Origin of the sequence: Clostridioides difficile ATCC 9689 = DSM 1296 (genome assembly GCF_001077535.1) — a bacterium.
Classification (GTDB): domain Bacteria; phylum Bacillota; class Clostridia; order Peptostreptococcales; family Peptostreptococcaceae; genus Clostridioides; species Clostridioides difficile.
This window is the reverse complement of record NZ_CP011968.1, coordinates 3,262,067-3,280,360: the sequence shown is the minus strand read 5'-3', so window position 1 is coordinate 3,280,360 and position 18,294 is coordinate 3,262,067. Positions and strand designations below refer to the sequence as shown.

At 25.9% G+C, this 18,294-nt stretch carries 15 protein-coding genes, 1 pseudogene and 1 CRISPR repeat array; all 16 genes and pseudogenes read left to right on the top strand.

Going from position 1 to position 18,294, the window contains the following annotated elements:
- Positions 1-25 precede the first annotated feature (25 nt).
- Positions 26-985, top strand: coding sequence for an NrtA/SsuA/CpmA family ABC transporter substrate-binding protein (locus CDIF1296T_RS15415; RefSeq protein ID WP_009898084.1), 960 nt, complete (start codon positions 26-28; stop codon positions 983-985).
- A 313-nt stretch (positions 986-1,298) separates the two neighbouring features.
- Positions 1,299-1,991 carry a response regulator transcription factor gene (locus CDIF1296T_RS15410; RefSeq protein WP_003429090.1) on the top strand — a complete coding sequence of 231 codons (693 nt, stop codon included), beginning with the start codon at positions 1,299-1,301 and terminating at the stop codon, positions 1,989-1,991.
- 240 nt (positions 1,992-2,231) lie between these two features.
- Positions 2,232-3,005, top strand: coding sequence for a HAMP domain-containing histidine kinase (locus CDIF1296T_RS15405; RefSeq protein WP_021388531.1), 774 nt, complete (start codon positions 2,232-2,234; stop codon positions 3,003-3,005).
- A gap of 247 nt (positions 3,006-3,252) precedes the next feature.
- Positions 3,253-4,104 (top strand): undecaprenyl-diphosphate phosphatase, encoded by an 852-nt coding sequence (locus CDIF1296T_RS15400; protein ID WP_009898083.1) that lies wholly within the window; start codon positions 3,253-3,255, stop codon positions 4,102-4,104.
- 103 nt (positions 4,105-4,207) lie between these two features.
- The gene (locus CDIF1296T_RS15395) at positions 4,208-4,954 is read left to right on the top strand and encodes an ABC transporter ATP-binding protein (protein WP_009898082.1); all 747 of its coding nucleotides are present in this window, start codon (positions 4,208-4,210) and stop codon (positions 4,952-4,954) included.
- Positions 4,954-6,870, top strand: coding sequence for an ABC transporter permease (locus tag CDIF1296T_RS15390; protein ID WP_009898081.1), 1,917 nt, complete (start codon positions 4,954-4,956; stop codon positions 6,868-6,870). The genes CDIF1296T_RS15395 and CDIF1296T_RS15390 overlap by 1 nt, the downstream gene beginning before the upstream one ends.
- Before the next feature lie 278 nt (positions 6,871-7,148).
- A complete protein-coding gene (locus CDIF1296T_RS15385) occupies positions 7,149-8,066 on the top strand; it encodes a helix-turn-helix transcriptional regulator (RefSeq protein ID WP_011861773.1) in 918 nt (305 codons plus the stop codon).
- 77 nt (positions 8,067-8,143) lie between these two features.
- The gene (gene cas6, locus CDIF1296T_RS15380) at positions 8,144-8,881 is read left to right on the top strand and encodes a CRISPR-associated endoribonuclease Cas6 (RefSeq protein ID WP_018112803.1); all 738 of its coding nucleotides are present in this window, start codon (positions 8,144-8,146) and stop codon (positions 8,879-8,881) included.
- Between the two features lie 5 nt (positions 8,882-8,886).
- Positions 8,887-10,764 carry a type I-B CRISPR-associated protein Cas8b1/Cst1 gene (cas8a1, locus tag CDIF1296T_RS15375; RefSeq protein WP_009898078.1) on the top strand — a complete coding sequence of 626 codons (1,878 nt, stop codon included), beginning with the start codon at positions 8,887-8,889 and terminating at the stop codon, positions 10,762-10,764.
- A gap of 1 nt (position 10,765) precedes the next feature.
- Complete coding sequence (cas7i, locus tag CDIF1296T_RS15370) at positions 10,766-11,680, top strand: type I-B CRISPR-associated protein Cas7/Cst2/DevR (RefSeq protein WP_009898077.1); 915 nt, start codon at positions 10,766-10,768, stop codon at positions 11,678-11,680.
- A gap of 1 nt (position 11,681) precedes the next feature.
- Positions 11,682-12,383, top strand: coding sequence for a type I-B CRISPR-associated protein Cas5b (cas5b, locus tag CDIF1296T_RS15365; protein ID WP_009898076.1), 702 nt, complete (start codon positions 11,682-11,684; stop codon positions 12,381-12,383).
- Between the two features lie 10 nt (positions 12,384-12,393).
- Entirely contained in the window at positions 12,394-14,715 is a 2,322-nt protein-coding gene (locus CDIF1296T_RS15360) for a CRISPR-associated helicase/endonuclease Cas3 (RefSeq protein ID WP_009898075.1), read from the top strand.
- Between the two features lie 14 nt (positions 14,716-14,729).
- Positions 14,730-15,281 (top strand): annotated as a pseudogene (gene cas4 / locus CDIF1296T_RS15355) (CRISPR-associated protein Cas4).
- A gap of 2 nt (positions 15,282-15,283) precedes the next feature.
- Positions 15,284-16,264, top strand: a complete 981-nt coding sequence (gene cas1b / locus CDIF1296T_RS15350; protein WP_003439781.1) for a type I-B CRISPR-associated endonuclease Cas1b — start codon at positions 15,284-15,286, stop codon at positions 16,262-16,264.
- Between the two features lie 2 nt (positions 16,265-16,266).
- A complete protein-coding gene (gene cas2 / locus CDIF1296T_RS15345; protein ID WP_003439780.1) occupies positions 16,267-16,533 on the top strand; it encodes a CRISPR-associated endonuclease Cas2 in 267 nt (88 codons plus the stop codon).
- 183 nt (positions 16,534-16,716) lie between these two features.
- A CRISPR array of direct repeats spans positions 16,717-17,265; the repeat unit is 29 nt; unit sequence GTTTTATATTAACTAAGTGGTATGTAAAT.
- Between the two features lie 254 nt (positions 17,266-17,519).
- Complete coding sequence (locus CDIF1296T_RS15340; protein WP_003439776.1) at positions 17,520-17,948, top strand: N-acetyltransferase; 429 nt, start codon at positions 17,520-17,522, stop codon at positions 17,946-17,948.
- Positions 17,949-18,294: the final 346 nt, after the last annotated feature.

Here is an 18,294-nt window from a genome sequence, read left to right as displayed (position 1 = left end):
AATAATATTTTAAGGAGTAAAGTAAATGAAATTAAAAAAGCTATTGATAGGTATAACGATATTAACACTTGCAACAGCATCTTTAGCTGGATGTGCTAAAAAAAATAATGGAGAAAAACTTTCAGAAATAAATTTAACTTATGTAAAATCACCATTAAATGTTCCTTCTATAATTCAGAAACAGGATGATTTATTTGGAAAGGAATTTAAAAAGGATAATATAAAAGTTAACTTCCACGAAATTACTACAGGTCCAGAGCAAACACAAGCTTTAGCTGCTGGAGAAATAGACTTCTTACATGCACTAGGTGGTACATCAGCTTTAATAGCTGCATCTAATGGAGTAGAGTTAAAGATATTAAACACTTATAGCAGGTCACCAAAAGGATTTATGATTTTGACTAATAATAATTCAATAAAATCAGCAGCAGATTTAGTAGGTAAGAAGGTGGCAGGCCCAAAAGGGACTATATTACATCAGGTATTGATTTCAGCACTTGATAAAGAAGGATTAAGTATGGATGATGTGGAATTTGTTAATATGGGTATTCCAGAGGCATCAGCAGCTCTTTCTGATGGCAGCGTAGATGCTGCATTGATTGCTGGTCCAGCAGCTCTTAAAGCTATGAAGTCAGGTAGTAAACTTATAGCAAATGGTGAAGGTTTAGTAGATGGTATAATAGTAACTGCTGTTAGCACAGACTTTGCAGAGAAACATCCAGAAATAGTTGAAAGATTTATGAAGGTTGAAAAGGAAACTTTAGAATATGTAAATAATAATTTTGATGAAGCTATGGAAAAAGTAGCTAAAGAAGTTGATTTAAGTCTTGAAGAAACTAAAGAATTATATGCTTGGTATGATTTTAGTTTAGATATAACAGATAAAGACATATCTTCGCTTGAAGATACACAAGACTTCTTAATAAAAAATAAGTTACAAGAGAAAAAAGTGAACATAAAAGAATTAATCTATAATGCTAAGTAGAAACTATGATAAAATAATACTAAGTAAGAAATATAATAAAAGTTTAAGTTACCTTATTAAGGTAACTTTTTCTATTTTGAATTAGTAATTTCAATTTATTTTAGAATGATTAGTTGATAATAATGATTAATTAATCATAAAAAGATACTTTTTTATAGAGTTTTATTAAGATGTCTAATAATATGGTTATACTTATGAAGTCAGTAATTGTGAAGTTAGTAATATGATTAAATTTATATATTGTAAAAAGATTATAATATATTAAAATTGGACTGTTATATAATGAGTAAATAGGTATATTAGGAGGAATTATATGAGTTATAAAGTATATATTGTGGAAGATGATATATCAATAAGTACATTACTTAAAGATTATATTGAGAAATATGGATTTGAAGTGATTGTTGAAGAAAACTTTGATGATATAATGATTACATTTGAAAGTTTTAAGCCACACTTAGTTCTATTAGATGTAAATTTACCTAAATTTGATGGTTTCTACTGGTGTAGATGTATTAGGCAACAGTCGAATTTACCTATAATTTTTATATCAGCTAGAGATGGTAATGTAGACCAAATTAGAGCTTTAGAAAGTGGAGCAGATGATTATATAACAAAACCTTTTTACTATGATGTAGTAATGGCAAAAATAAAGAGTCATATAAGAAGGGTATATGGTGAATATTCACCTAAAATAGACGAAAGAATAGTGGAGCTAGATGGATTAAAGTTTTATCCAGAAAGGTTAGAACTAGAATTAAATGGTGAGAATCTAATTATAACTAAAAAAGAAGGTATACTGATTGAATGTCTTATCAAGAGATACCCAAAAGTAGTAAGTAGAGATTATCTTTTAGAAAAGATATGGGATGATATTGAGTTTGTAGAGGAAAATACTTTAAATGTAAATGTTAGCAGGATAAGGAAAAGATTTGAGGAATTAGGTATAGATAATGCTGTTCAGACTGTCCGAGGGTTAGGATATAAATTAAATAAGAATTGGTAAGGAGAAAGTATGAAGTTATTTTTAAAAGATTATAAAGGTTATATTTTTATATATTATATAGGCATAGTTATGACAATTATTTACTGTAATCTTATGAAGTTTATTAGTTTTGGAGAGAGTTTATATATTCTTTTATTTAGTTCTTTTATATTGTTATGTTTTTTAATATATAAGTATTATAAAAATAGAGAAGTATATAATCTGTTTGAAAAAGGAGTACATTCTTTGGAGGAGTCATTTTTGTATTTAGGAAGCTCATTCTTGGGGAGAAATATATCAGTTATTTTAAAACAACAACATAAATTGTATCAATCAATGATACAAGAGCATAAAAAGATACATAGTGAACATTTAACTTTCATCAACCAATGGATTCATCAGATGAAAACACCAATATCAGTTATAAGCCTTCAGCTTCAAGATTATGAGGGAGAAGAAGTAACTGAAAATATAAGAAAAGAAATAGATAGATTAAATAAAGGGTTAGATATGGCTATGCATTTTGCAAGGGCAGATAATTTTCAGAAAGACTTTATAGTTGAAAAAGCCAAATTAAATGAAATTGTATCTAGTATTGTAAATGAAGAAAAAAGGTTATTTATAAAAAGTGGAATGATTCCTAAGATTCAAGTAGACAAATTTACTTATGTTTATACAGATGTAAAATGGATGAAATTTATAATAGGTCAATTAATTACAAATGGAGTGAAATATTCTAAAGATTATAGTAACTACCTAACTATAAAATCTGAAGAAAATAATAAATATGTAATTTTAAGTATAATAGATGAAGGAATTGGAATTGTTTCTAAAGATTTAAAAAGGGTATTTGACCCATTTTTTACAGGAGAAAATGGTCGTAAGTTTGGAGAATCTACAGGTATGGGTCTTTATCTAGTAAAAAAGGTATGTGATGATTTAGGTCATAAAGTAAGTATAAAATCAGAAGTAGGAAAAGGTACAGAAGTTTCAATCTACTTTAATAAAGATGTAAATAGTTTAATAAAGGTGTAAATTATCTGTTACAATAGGGTTTTTAGTTAATTGTACTTTTTTATTATACAATTTATTAAATGAAATATTCATAGTTAAATAATCAAAATTTAAGAGAGTTTATTTGCAAACCTTACATAGATGTAAGGTTTGTGTAATGTTTGCAGATAGTTAAATTTTCTAATCTAAATTACAATTAATATAAGAAATAACATAAGAGAAATAACATAAAAAAAGAAATTTTGTAAAAAAGGAAGGATGTTTATTGATGAGTTTAGATGTTATTTTTATATTGAAATCAGTCATAATAGCTATAGTAGAGGGGCTTACAGAATTTATTCCAGTTTCATCTACAGGTCATATGATTTTGGTTGGTAATTTAATAGATTTTAAGGGGCAATTTGCTGAAATGTTTGAGGTTGTAATACAACTTGGGGCTATATTAGCAGTAGTAGTACTTTATTGGAAAAAGATAAAAGATAGCGTTATAGAATTTTTTAAATTTATATTTACTGGCGGAAAAGAAGGAAAGATTGGTTTTAGATTTGGAATGAATGTAATTATAGGTTGTATACCATTTGCGATTATAGGAGTTCTATTTTACGATAATATAAAATCATTGTTTAATTTACAATCTGTAATTATAGGATTTATAGTGGGTGGGATTTTATTATTAGTAGTAGAAACTTTGTTTAGAAAAAAGAATCATTCCACAGATAATATAGATAAAATTACTCCAATACAAGTTTTAAAGGTTGGGACATTACAAGTTTTGTCTGCATGGCCAGGTATGTCAAGGAGTGCATCTACTATTATGGGTGGATGGATAGCAGGACTTAATTCTCCTACAGCAGCTGAGTTTTCTTTCTTTTTAGCAGTACCAGCTATGGTGGCTTCTTCAGGAAAAGATTTATTTGAATTTGATTATTCAATAATGACACCAACATTGTGGATTGCTTTGGTAGTTGGGTTTATAGTAGCTTTTATTGTATCAATAATAGTTATGGAAAAATTCGTGAATTTTTTAAAGAAAAAACCAATGAGAGTGTTTGCTGTATACAGAATAATCATGGGTGTAGTACTTGCAGTATTAGCTTTTACTAACATAATTAGTGTATAGAAAAAATAGATTTATTATCTATAAAAATTAAACTAAGATAAATTATAATTAACAATTATATATATGTTATTTCAAAAATTAAATTAGGAAGGATAGTTAAATAATGAAAATTTTAACTGTAAATAATTTAAGTAAAGTATATGGTAAAAAAATAATTTTCAACGCATTAAATGACATAAATTTTAGTATAGAAGATGGAGAATTTGTAGGAATTATGGGTCCATCTGGTAGTGGAAAAACTACTCTTTTAAATATGATTTCTACTATTGACAAGCCAACTACAGGAACTATGGAATTAAAGGGCAAGAATCCTTTATTGTTAAGAGGTGAGGAACTTGCATTATTTAGAAGAAGAGAGTTAGGTTTTGTATTTCAGGATTTTAATTTATTGGATACATTAACTATAGGAGAAAATATAGTATTGCCATTGACATTAGATAAGGTCAGTGTAAAAGAGCAAGATGAGAGATTGAATGAAGTATCTACAATATTAGGTATAAAAGATTTATTAGGAAAAAGAACTTTTGAAGTATCAGGTGGTCAAGCTCAGAGGACTGCTATTGCTAGAGCATTGATTAACAATCCATCAATACTTTTAGCAGATGAACCAACAGGTAATTTAGATTCAAAGTCATCAAAGGTTGTAATGGAGCTATTTCAAAAGATAAATAAAGAAAATAAAGTTACTACTATGATGGTAACTCATGACCCATTAGCAGCGAGCTACTGTAGTAGAATCTTATTCATAAAAGATGGGTATATATATAATGAAATATATAAGGGTAGTAGTAGAGAGCAGTTTTATCAAGAGATAATGGATGTACTTACATTATTGGGAGGCGATAACTAATGAATATAAAACAGTTTGCTATTAACAATATTTCAAGAAATATTAAAGCGTATTTAGGATACTTAGCAAGTATTGTTATATCATCTTCACTGCTATTTTCTTTTATTATGTTTACAAGTCATCCAGATTTAGATGTATCTCAATTTCCTGATTATTTAAAAGAAGGTCTCAAGATGAGTAAGATAATTGCATATCTATTCTTATTCTTCTTTGTGTTTTATTCAGTTAGTGTGTTTCTTAAAAGTAGATATAAAGAATTTGGAATACTTTATATTACAGGTATATCAAAGCGCCAAGTAATGAAATTAATCTTTATAGAAAATATGATAATAAATATAGTATCTTCTGTAATTGGAATAATAATAGGCTTAATCTTTGCAAAGATATTTTTAGTGGTTATGTCTACTTTTTTAGAATTATCACCATTAAAATTCTATATACCATTTAATGCGATATTGTCTACTTTAATCTATTTTATGATTTTAGCTGTATTAACATCAATATTTACTTCTTTTATAGTTAAAGAAAATCAGGTGTTGAAGTTACTTAAAGGTACAAAAACTCCAAAACCAGAGCCTAAAACATCACTAATGCTTGCTATATTAAGTATTTGTTTGTTTATAATAGCGTATTATAATGCTATTACCTCAACCGACCAATATACAACATATCTGCGCTTAGTTCCAGTTACATCCCTTACTATAGTAGCAACTTACTTGTTCTTTTCTCAATTTAGTGTATTTTTTATGAAGAAGCTAAAATTAAACAAGAGATTTTATAGAAAAAATACAAATATGCTTTGGATTTCGAACTTGATTTATAAGGTAAAGGATAATGCTAGAATATTTTTCTTGATAACTATAACTTCTGCAGTAGCATTTACTGCTATAGGTACAGTTTATTCCTTTTGGAAAGATGTAGAGCGTCAAATTAATTTAATATATCCTAACACAATATATTATTCAACAATGACATTGCATAATGACCCTAAAAAGCCTGATAGCAAAGAAAAAGACAAGGAAAGAATGATGTTTATAGAAAATAATCTAAAAAAAGAGGATGTAGACTATACAAGGACTAATGGTGAATTTAAAACTGTATTTCCCAAGAAAAGTGATTTTAATGTCAGAATTATGAAAGAATCTAAGTACTTAGAAATTACAGAAACTATAGGGGTTAAGCCTATAAGTTTTGAAGATAATGAATGTATATCATTATTATCATCAAGTTTACCAGGAAATAATAACGTCAAAGAAAATATTATTGTAGGGAATAGAGGTTTAAAGGTGGCAAAACAAGTGGAAGAATGTGTTATGCCAGCATATTACAAAAATATGTATGTGGTAAAGGATAATTTTTATGATAGTATAGAATCAAAATTTATAGTGGATAGATTTACCGCATTTGAAGTAGAGGATTCAAGTAAAACTATAGAGATATGCAGAGAATTTGAAAATAAATTTAATAATGAGTCAGGGATGCAACCATATTTGTTTTTCTCTAAAGAATTAATGATAGGAACTGGGAAATTAATGTATTCTACATTTATATTTTTAGCAATATTTATAGGTTTAATTTTCTTTGTTACTACAAGTAGTTTTTTATATAATAAATTTTATATGGATTGCCAAGTTGATAAGAAAAAGTATGAACAGTTAAATAAATTGGGTATGACATATAATGAGATTAAAAAAGCTTCAACAATTGAGATTGGAATAGTATTTTTGTTTCCTTATGTAGTGGCTGTTATACATTCAATATTTGCACTTACTGCACTGAAAAATTCTTTTGATATAGAAGTAGCATCATCAGCTGTTTTGGTAATGGGAAGCTTGTTCTTGGTTCAAATAGTTTATTTTTTAATTGTAAGAAATAATTATTTAAAAGAGATAAGGTTAAATTTAGTCAATTTTTAGTTACTATTATTAAATGATAATAAAAAGGGTTTAAAATTAATTAATATTACTGGAATTATAGATGTTTATTTTTTCAGTAATATTTTTTATTGTATTAACTATTAAAATTTTGTACAAATATAAAATATAATATGGTAAATGTCAAAATTATAAAAAAATTCTACTTATATAAAATATAAAGAGGTTATATGTACATATGTGTAGAAATAAATAATAAAAATATCAATTAATGTTATTAGGGGGGGTTACTCATTAGTAAATTAGCTAATACACTTAGAATGATGATATTAATTCAAAGCAGAGGCAAAATGAAATGCAAAGAATTATCAGAAGAGTTGGAAGTAAGTGAAAGGCAAATAAAAAGTTACAAGATGTATTTAGAGCAAGCAGGTATATTTATAAATTCAACACCTGGGATTTATGGTGGTTATGAAATAGATAAATGTAATAGCATATCATTAATTAAATTATTAGATAGTGAAGTTTCAATTCTAGATATGATAAATTCACAGTTAGAGTATAATAATGATATTTACAAAAATGAATTTAATAATATTGTAGAAAAAATAAAAGCAGTATTAAATACAGGAGAAAAAAGCGATACATATATGGATTATTTTACAGTTCAAGCACAACGTAATTGTGATTATGAGTCTGAAAAAAATAAGTGTAATGAAATAATTAGAGCATATACCACAAAACACAAATTTTGGATAGAATATTATTCATTAAATTCAGGAAATAGTGAAAGAATTGTTCATCCATATGGTTTATTTAATTATAAATCAGATACTTATATGGTAGCTTTTTGTGAAAAAAGATTTAAGTTTATAGACTTTAAATTATGTAGGATTAAAGATTATAAGGTTTTAGAAGAAAAATATAATGTAGATAAAAGTTTTAGTTGGGATGAATATAGTAAAAATAGTATAGGAATTTATAAGGGAGAAGAAATTAATGTTGTTATAAAAATTAGTCATCCATTTTCAACAATTATAAAGGAGAAAGTTTGGGTTAATAATCAACAAATCATAGAATATGATGATAAATCTATAATGTTTAAAGCTAAAATGAGAGGTTATGAGGAGATAAAAAGTTGGATTTTAAGTATGGGAGCTTATGTTGAGGTTGTAGAACCAGATAGACTTAGAAATGATATATTGTCAGAGATTGAAAAAATGAAAAAAATTTACTGATTTTTTCAAATAATTTATACTTGGACCAATATACTTCACGGTCTAGTGTTAATATATTAATTGAGAGAGGTGATATTATGAAAATGAAAATTGAATTTAGTACAGGTTGTATACCAATATCTTATAATTCGCTCTTTATGAGTATTATAAAAGAAGCAATAAGAAAATCTAATGAAGATTACTATAAAAACATGTACTATTATAAAGAAAAGAATAATAAAAAAACTAAAAATTTTACATTTTCGGTTTATATAAAAAAGTATAGTATTGAAGGTGACAATTTTATTATAGAAGATAAAGTAATATTAAATATAAGTACTCCAGATTTAGAATTGGGTTTTCATATATACAATGGGTTAATGACTTCTAAAAAATGTTTATATAAAGCCTATGAACTTACAAGAATTAGAATCGATTTATCAAGAGAAAAGAAGGTAACAGAAGAAAGGGTACTATTTAATGCATTGTCTCCAATCTGTGTAAAGTCTAAAGAAGGAAAATTCTTGGAGATAACTGATGATAGATACATAGAAGAACTAAACTATATAACTAATGAAGTGGTTAAAAATTATAGGGGGAATGGATTAAAAAGAAAGTTAGAATTTGAAAATATAGGTCTCAAAAAGGTAGTAGTTAAAGAGAGTTTAAGAGAATTTAAAAAAATAACAGGTAAAGAGTATCAATATATTAATGGTTACAAAGGTAAATTTATATTGAAAGGTGATATTGATGATTTAAATCTTATCTACAATCTAGGAATTGGTTTTAGACGTGCTCATGGATTTGGAGATGTAGATATTTTAGAATGGAGGTGAGATAAATGAAGTTAAGAGTTTATAGAGGAGATTGGTTTTTTAATATGGGTATAGTTGGATTTTTAAATATAATAAAGAAAGCAGATAAACAAGCTGAAATATTTATTATGGAAGATTATATCGAATTTGATAGCTTATTTCTTGAAAACTTTCATGAGTATTATTTTAATTACTTTATGGATGAATATGATGTATCAAAAAGAATTAAAAAAAATATTGATTATAGTATAAATTTTATTAAATCTAAGCCTGATAGAATCAAAGATGGAATTAAGAAAATTAAAGATAGTGTGAAACAACAAAATGATAAGATTAAAAAATTTGATGAAGAAAAATTTAACCTGATAAAAGAGAAGCTAGATAGTATGTCTAAGATAAAAAGTTATGATGAATTTGATAGTTTAGAATCTTTAGTAGATGAGACTATAGATATATTTAAAATAAAATCAATAAATGACAGGCTTACAGCAAATCTTTATAAATATGTAGTTCAAGATAATTATTTTGGACAAGTTAGTTTTTTTAATGTTGCTAAGGCGAAATTAGATTTAGATGGATTAAAACAGGTAATGTTTAATGATTATTTAAGACAAATTATATATTTTGGAGAGTTAGAAGATTTATTAGAAGAGAATGACTATGATAAGTTGAAAAACTATTTAAATGATAGATTAAATAGTATAGCTAAGGATATAAATGAAAAAAAAGTTAGTAAGTCTAGTATAAATACTATAGAAAAAATTATGAAGGAAATAAATAAAAACTTTATAAAGAAAAATAAAAGCATAGAAGATATAAAAGAGTATATGGATAGTTTAGAAGTATGTGAAATGTGTGGTTTATATAAGGGAATATTAGATGAATACTCAGAAAGTAATTTTGCTCCACTTGGAGTAAGCACCAATAATGCTAGGAATATGTTTTGGAATCAGGAGTATGTATCATCAATATGTGATGTTTGTAAGCTAATATTGTTCTGTACTCCAGCAGGGGCTACTTATACAAGAAAGAATTATTTAATTAATGAAGAAAATGAGTTTTATTTATTTGTTAACATGGATACTTCTATAAATGAGCTTTTTGAAAGAAATAATAGTTTAAAAGCTCAAAAAAGTGAGTCTTCAGATTCCAAAGATGAAAATCCTTTTAATCAGCTTATAAAAAGTATAGTAGAAGAAAATACATTAAAAAGTGAATGGCAACTTCGTAATATACTTTTTGTGGAATTTAAAGCAAGTATAGATTCTAAAAAATGTAAAATAAATTATTTTAATATTCCAACTTATTTAGCAAAATTTTTTACAGACAAGTATGCAAATAAAAAAATACAAAGTATCTATGATTACAAGCTTAAATCAAATGTACTAGATTTACTCTTGAAAAATAGGGACTTGAAGCATCTAACTAATAACATTTTAAGAAATAAAGTTAAAAATGATATGGAAAGCAACAACAAATCAAATATATCAGGAATAGATTGTTTTAGAGTAGTCCAATTAAGAGTATTAATAAATAGCTACAAAAAGGGGGTATATAAAATGGATAGTAAAAATTTGGAGAAGAATGATGAAAAGCTGAAAATAATTTATTATTTAGGTTGTGATATACATGACTATTTTGTTAATAAAAATTCTAAAAATAAAATAGATGGAGTAAGCTATAAACTTTTAAATTCAGTTAAAGTCGGAAATAAAAGTGATTTTATGGATACAATTATAAGAGTTTTTATGTCAGCTGAAAAACAGATTCCAGCATTTATTTTAGATATAGAAATTGAAAAAGATTTAGACTTTGAATCTATAGGTCATGCTTTTATATCTGGATTAATTTCTGGAAAATATGAAGGAAAAGATAAACTACCAAACGAAAAGGAGGAAAAATAAGATGAAAAGAGGATTAACATTTACAGTAATAGCACAGGCTCAAAGTTTAAACTATGGTGAAGGGATAGGCAATATATCAGAATTAAAAAAATTAAGTAGAGCTGATGGAAATATGTATACATTTGCATCTCGCCAGTGTTTAAGATATGACATAGTACGATTAGCAGCAGAATTGTTTAATTGGAATTTACAGGTTGTCGATAAAGAAAAAGGTACTATTCAATTTAAAGATAATATAAGTATAAGAGAATCAGAAGAAATGGATTTATTTGGATATATGAAAACAAATAAAAAAGATGAGAAAGATAAAAAAGGAGGTTCTTTGACTAGAGAAGCTACTGTAAGATTAAGTAATGCGATTTCTCTTGAGCCATATAGAAGTGATATGGATTTTTTAAATAATAAAGGATTTGCAGATAGAATAGGAGAACACCCTAATCTTGCCAACATAGAGCAACATTTAAGTTACTATACATATACGGTTACTATAGATTTATCTAAAATAGGTAAGGATGGAGATATAGAACTTGATAATAAAGAGAAATGTAGAAGAGTAGTAGAATTTTTAGAAATAATAAAAGTATTGAATAGAAATATTAGAGGTAGACAAGAAAACTTATCTCCTCTATTTGTAGTAGGAGGAGTATATGAAATAGCAAATCCATTTTTCTTGGGTAGAATTAAATTAAAAGGAGATAAAAATGGATTTAAAATAAATAAGCAAGCTATAGAAGAAGTAATTCAAGGTACTTTTTTAGGAAAAGATTTAAAAGAATTTACCTATGTTGGAATGGTAGATGGGGTATTTATAAATAAAGAAGAATTTAAGGGATTGTTTGAAGATAATTTTTTAAGTGTAGATAAATTTTTTGGACAACTAGTTAAAGAAGTAAAGGAATATTATGGGGTGAATTAATATGAAGGTTTTGAAATTAGATTTATTTCAAGAAACTGCATGCTATAAAAAACCATTTGCTATGAAGATTACAGAGACATATCCACTGCCTCCATATTCTACAATAAATGGATTAATTCACAAAGTATTAAATGCTACAGAATATATACCGTTTAATATAAGTGTACAGGGAACATATGAAAGTATATTTAATAATTACCAGACAACGTATTTTTATAAAAAAGATAGTATTACATCTATGCCAATGAATAGTCATATGCTATTGAATGTAAATTTGATAATTCATATAGGTGGGGATTTTGATTTATTGGAAGAAATATATGATAGTTTATTAAATTATGACGAGCATTTATCATTAGGTAGAAAAGAAGATTTAGTAAGAATTAATGATATTAGATTTGTAGAAGTCAATAAATTTGAAGTAGATGAGGATATACAATTAGATGATTATGAAAATTATAAGTTATCAGAATGTAATATAAGAATGCCTATATATATACCAAAAACAAGTTTACAAGATACAGATATAGATGGTATAAGTTATAGGCTCAATAATTACTATGATAATAATGCTGTGGAAGATAAAAAAAGGGTTTGGAATAAGGTAGATAGTTATTATGTTGAGGATGGAAATACTATATCAATTGGAGATATATTATTAGATAATGAAGGAGATTTATTATATTTTAATAATATAAATTAGGAGGGAGAGTATGTTATATGCTAAATCTAATCCAGTGGAAACACTTAGAGAGCATACTGATGAACTTTTAAAACAAATGAATGTATTAAGAGAAAGTTATGGAAAAAATATAAATAGCTTAGATTTTCTAGAAGAGGAGATATTTTGGCAATTACTTGACTTTGTTATAGAATTTCATGATATTGGAAAGGCATTTTCACCGTTTCAAGAGTTAATAAAAAGCAGAATGGATACTAAAATAAATGAACCTAAAATAGTAACTCATTTAGAAAATAATGTAGGCCATAATTATCTTTCTCCTGCATTTATTGATTATAGTTATATAGACAGGAAAAAAAATAAAGAACTTAGAGCAGTATTAAATCAAGTTATTGTATATCATCATGAAAGAGATATCTTTATAGATAAAGATTTTAAAAATTTAATACAAAAAATATTAGATGAAGATTTAATAAATAAAGTTTATGAACTACAGCATGAATTTAAAGTTAGATATCCAATAAAAACAGAAAGATTGAGTAAAGTATATCTACAAAGTGTAGAAAAAAGAATAGATAAAAATCATAAGTACTATAATTTATATATTATGTTAAAAGGAATACTACATAGACTAGACCATAGTGCTTCTGCTCATGAAGTTGTGGAATGCAATAATGTTATAAATATAGGAGAACAGACAGAAAATTATTTAATGAAAGAGTTTGGTAGTTTGAGAGAGGCTCAATCATTTGCTAAATCTAATAGAAATAAGAATATAATACTGATTGCATCTACAGGAATGGGAAAAACAGAAACTGCCTTAATTTGGATAGATAAAGACAAGGCATTTTTTACACTTCCATTAAGAGTAAGTATAAATGCATTATTTGATAGAGCAAAAAATATAGTTGGAGTTGGAGAATCAAATGATACATTCTTAGGTTTGTTACATTCAACAGCAATAGATTATCTAGAAGAAAGTAATCAAGAAAATTCAAGTGAGATTGTAGATTTAGCAAAGTTATTATCTTGTAAACTGACATTTTCCACAATAGACCAAATATTTAAATTTCCTTTTTTGTATAGAGGCTATGAAAAAGTGTACTCAACATTAGCATATTCAAAAGTAGTAATAGATGAGATACAAGCATATTCACCAGAAATAGCAGCTGTATTGGTAAAAGGTATAGAAATGATACATAAGATAGGTGGCAGATTTATGATAATGACAGCTACTATGCCAACCATATATATAGATGAATTAAAAAAAAGAGGTGTAATGAATAGTAACTTAGCTGACTTGACATGTAACACAGAAAAAATAAGACACTGTGTGTCTATTGTAGAAAATTCAATAGATGAAAACTTAGGTAAAATAATACAAAGTGGAATGAATAAAAAAGTTCTTGTAATAGTAAATACAGTTAAAAGTGCTGTAGAAAAATATGAGTTAATAGAAGAAATAGTTAAACCAAAAGGAATAGATGTCAACTTAAATCTTTTACATTCTATGTATATACAAGAAGATAGAGCAAAATTAGAAAAATATATAAAAGAATTTGCAGATAGTGATAGTAATGGTATTTGGATTACTACACAATTAGTGGAAGCATCCCTTGATATTGATTTTGATGAGCTTCATACAGAAAATTCAACACTTGACAGTCTATTTCAACGATTTGGTAGATGTTATAGAAGTCGTGAGTATGAAGAAAATAGCCCAAATATATTTATATATACAGAAAAAGCTACAGGAATAGGTAGTATTTATGATAAGGATATTGTAGAAAAAGGACTTGAGCTACTGAAAACTTTTATAAATGGAAAAGAATGTGTGAAGATGAAAGAAAAATATAAGGTAGAAATGGTTAAGATACTATACTCTAAAGAAAGTCTAGAAGGTACAGCTTTTGAAAAGAGATTTACCAGTGCTTTAAATATTTTAGATACTATAACGCCATATAGTTTAGGTTCTAAAGATGCACAAAATATACTTAGAAATATTGAAGGATATACAGTAATTCCAGAGGATATATATAATAAAATTGAAGAAACTTTAATCAAAGATTATGAAGAGTTGGGACAAGAGCTTATAAATGCATATAGTAATGATGATAGACAATTGATAAATAAAATAAAGTCTAAGAGAAAAAAAGCAAGAAGAGAGATAATTAAAAAAACTGTAAATTTACCAATATATAAAGCTAAACAAAATGTAATTGACATACAGGTGAAAGGTCTTGAAGATTTAAAAATACTTTTATATAAATATGATATACACGAAAATAAGCACACAAAACAGATATTTGGTAAAGGTGTGCTTATAAGTAATGAAATAGACCAATTTATTTGATTTTTATATTAACAATGTGGCTAAAATTTACTAAAGAAGGTGATTTTGTGCCAATAGATTTAGAAGTATTAAAAGTTCAAGGTGTAAAAATAAATTATTATTATGTATGTAAAAGAAAACTATGGCTATTTTCTAAAGGAATAACCATGGAACAAAATAGTAGTAGAGTATTGTCTGGGAAGATAGTACATGAAGATTCATATAAAAGAATGAAAAATAAAGAAATATTGATTGATGATATCTTGAAGCTAGATATAATAAAGGATGAGTATGTAAAAGAAGTAAAAATAAGTTCAAAGATGAAAGAAGCAGATGAAATGCAGTTATACTATTACTTATACTATTTAAAGAATAGTATGGGTATAGAGAAAAAAGGAACTATAAATTATGTTAAGGAAAAGAAACAAGAAGAATTGATATTGACAGAAGAAAAAGAAAGAATTATTGAAAACACACTTATAAATATAAATGAAATAAATATGTAGTTATCTCCTCCCAAAATTGAGAAAAAACATTATTGTACAAAATGTGCTTATTATGAATTTTGTTTTGTGAAGGAGGAGTAACAATGTATAAAGACTATTATATTATAAGTAATGGGGATATAAAAAGGAAAGAAAATACGATTTACTATTACAATTTAGAAGGTGAGAAAAAAATATTACCAGTAGAACAAGTTGATGATATTCATATATATGGAGAAGTAGATTTAAACACAAAACTTATAAATTACATAAGTAAATATGGGGTGATGCTTCATTTCTACAATTACTATGGATATTATTCAGGTACATATTATCCAAGGAAGAAAAATGTATCAGGATTCAGTTTAGTATGTCAATCAGCCTGCTATTTAGATAAAAATGAAAGATTATACTTAGCAAAATCCTTTGTGGAAAGTGCATCATACCATATTTTAAGAAATATGAGATATTACAAAGTTGATGAAAGTTTAATTGATACTATAAAGGATGAACTAAATGATTTGAATGATGTCAAAGAAATATCAGAACTTATGGGTAAAGAAGGCAGAATAAGAAAAACATACTATAAATCATTTAATCAAATATTAAAAGATGATTTTGAATTTTATAAAAGAGAAAAAAGACCTCCCAAAGACCCAGTAAATGCTCTTATGTCTTTTGGAAATAGCATAATGTATACGAATGTTTTAAGTGAGATATATAAGACACAACTTGACCCTACAATAAGCTTTTTACATGAACCATCAACAAAGAGATTTTCTTTAAGTTTAGATATTGCAGAAATTTTTAAGCCAATTATAGTTGACACAATAATTTTTAGCCTGATTAATAATAAAAGAATTAATAAGAATGATTTTGAATATCAAGACAAAATTTGTTATTTAAGTGAAAAAGGAAAGAAGAAATTTTTGCAAGAATTTGAAAATAAGATGCAGACAACTATAAAACATAGAAATCTAAATAGAAAAGTTTCATATAGAATGTTTATAAGGTTAGAGTGTTATAAATTAATTAAACATTTTATAAATGATGAAAGGTACAAAGTTTTAAAGGTGTGGTGGTAAGTATGTTTGTTATTGTTACTTATGATATTGTTGAAGCAAGGTCGTTAAATAGAATTAGAAGGATACTTAGAAAATATTTGACTTGGACGCAAAATTCTGTTTTTGAAGGCAATATTACTGAAGGAAAGTTACATAAATGTATTTCTGAAATAGAAAATATTATTGATAATAGCGAGGATTCAATCTATGTTTATGAGATAAAAAATCCTAATTCAATTAAAAAGAAATGTTATGGGATTGATAAGTATTCTGATGAAATGTTTATATAGGTTTGCAGTGAGCGATATTTATGCTAAAATAGGTGTTAACAGTTGGAATATAAGGGATTGAAGGTGTATGATAACTGTTATCAATTGCACTACTGCTCGCTCACTGCAAATTTTGATGTTTTTATTGAATTATAATTGCTTGATTGAAGTATTTTCAATGTATTCAATTATACCTATTTTGGGGTTTTATATTAACTAAGTGGTATGTAAATTTTCCCTGCATTAACAAAATCTTCAACATTCAAAAAGTTTTATATTAACTAAGTGGTATGTAAATTATGAATATATTACATAATCATAAAGATTTACAAATGGTTTTATATTAACTAAGTGGTATGTAAATGAATTATATATTGCAAAAAAATATGGAGTCACAGAGGTTTTATATTAACTAAGTGGTATGTAAATGTTTTCAAAAAAAATGGAACAATCATACAAAATGATTGTTTTATATTAACTAAGTGGTATGTAAATTCTATAATTATGCGTGATTTGATTGGTAGAAACCGTTTTATATTAACTAAGTGGTATGTAAATGCATAACCAAAAACTTCAAAATCAAGACCTCGAATTTGTTTTATATTAACTAAGTGGTATGTAAATTGCGCAATAACATGCTGAAAACTGCAATTTCGAAGTGTTTTATATTAACTAAGTGGTATGTAAATCTAAAGCAACTAAAGCATATGATTTATCTAACAACGTTTTATATTAACTAAGTGGTATGTAAATAGGATAAAGAAAAGACTCACACAAGGCACAGTGTCAGGTTTTATATCAACTAAGGGTAGATAAGTAGAATATTAGCAATATCAACGAGTATTTAGAAACTTATTTTATATTAATAAAGCAGTATATAAAATTGTAGAATCAACAATAGCATATACTAAAACATCCACCTTATATTAACTAAATCATATCTAAATAAAATACACTTACCTATAAACATTATAAAATCAATACAAAAATGAGGTGAAATAAAATTTATGATAAAGAAATTAAACAATAAAGACATAAATAAAATCATGGAAATATGGGAAAAAAGTACAATCAAAGCACATGACTTTATAAGTAAAGAATACTGGCAAAATAACTATAATACTGTTAAAAACGAATATATACCTATATCAGATACATTTGTATATGATGATGGAGATGAAATAAAAGGATTTATAAGCATAATAGATAAAAGCTTTATAGGAGCTTTATTTATAAAGCCCAAATACCAAAATCTAGGTATCGGAGGTAAACTTTTAGATTATGCAACTAAAAAATATAAAAGTCTAAGCTTAGCAGTATATAAAGATAATAAAAAAGCAGTTGTGTTTTATAATAAAAAAGGTTTTAATATAGTAAAAGAACAAGTAAATGAAGATTCAGGATTTAAAGAGTACATAATGGAATATAGTAAATAATATGATTACATTCTATTAAAAGGATAATTAATTTATTTGCCATTTGATTTTTTAAGAGTAATTTTTAAAATAGACTATATGAAGATAAAGATATTTATTATAGATGTAAGTTAATCAGAATTGATATAGCTACAAAAGAGGAAAATAAAATTGTATGGTGTATTTCAGATTTAACAAATTTACTATTTAAAGATAATAAGTTTGATATAATATTAAAGATACTTTCACCTATAAACTATAGGGTATTTGAAAGAATTTTAAATAATTATGGAATGCTAATAAAGGTTTGTTAAAATTTAATAATTATTAGATTATAGAAAATTGCCGTGAAATTAGTTCATCAAGA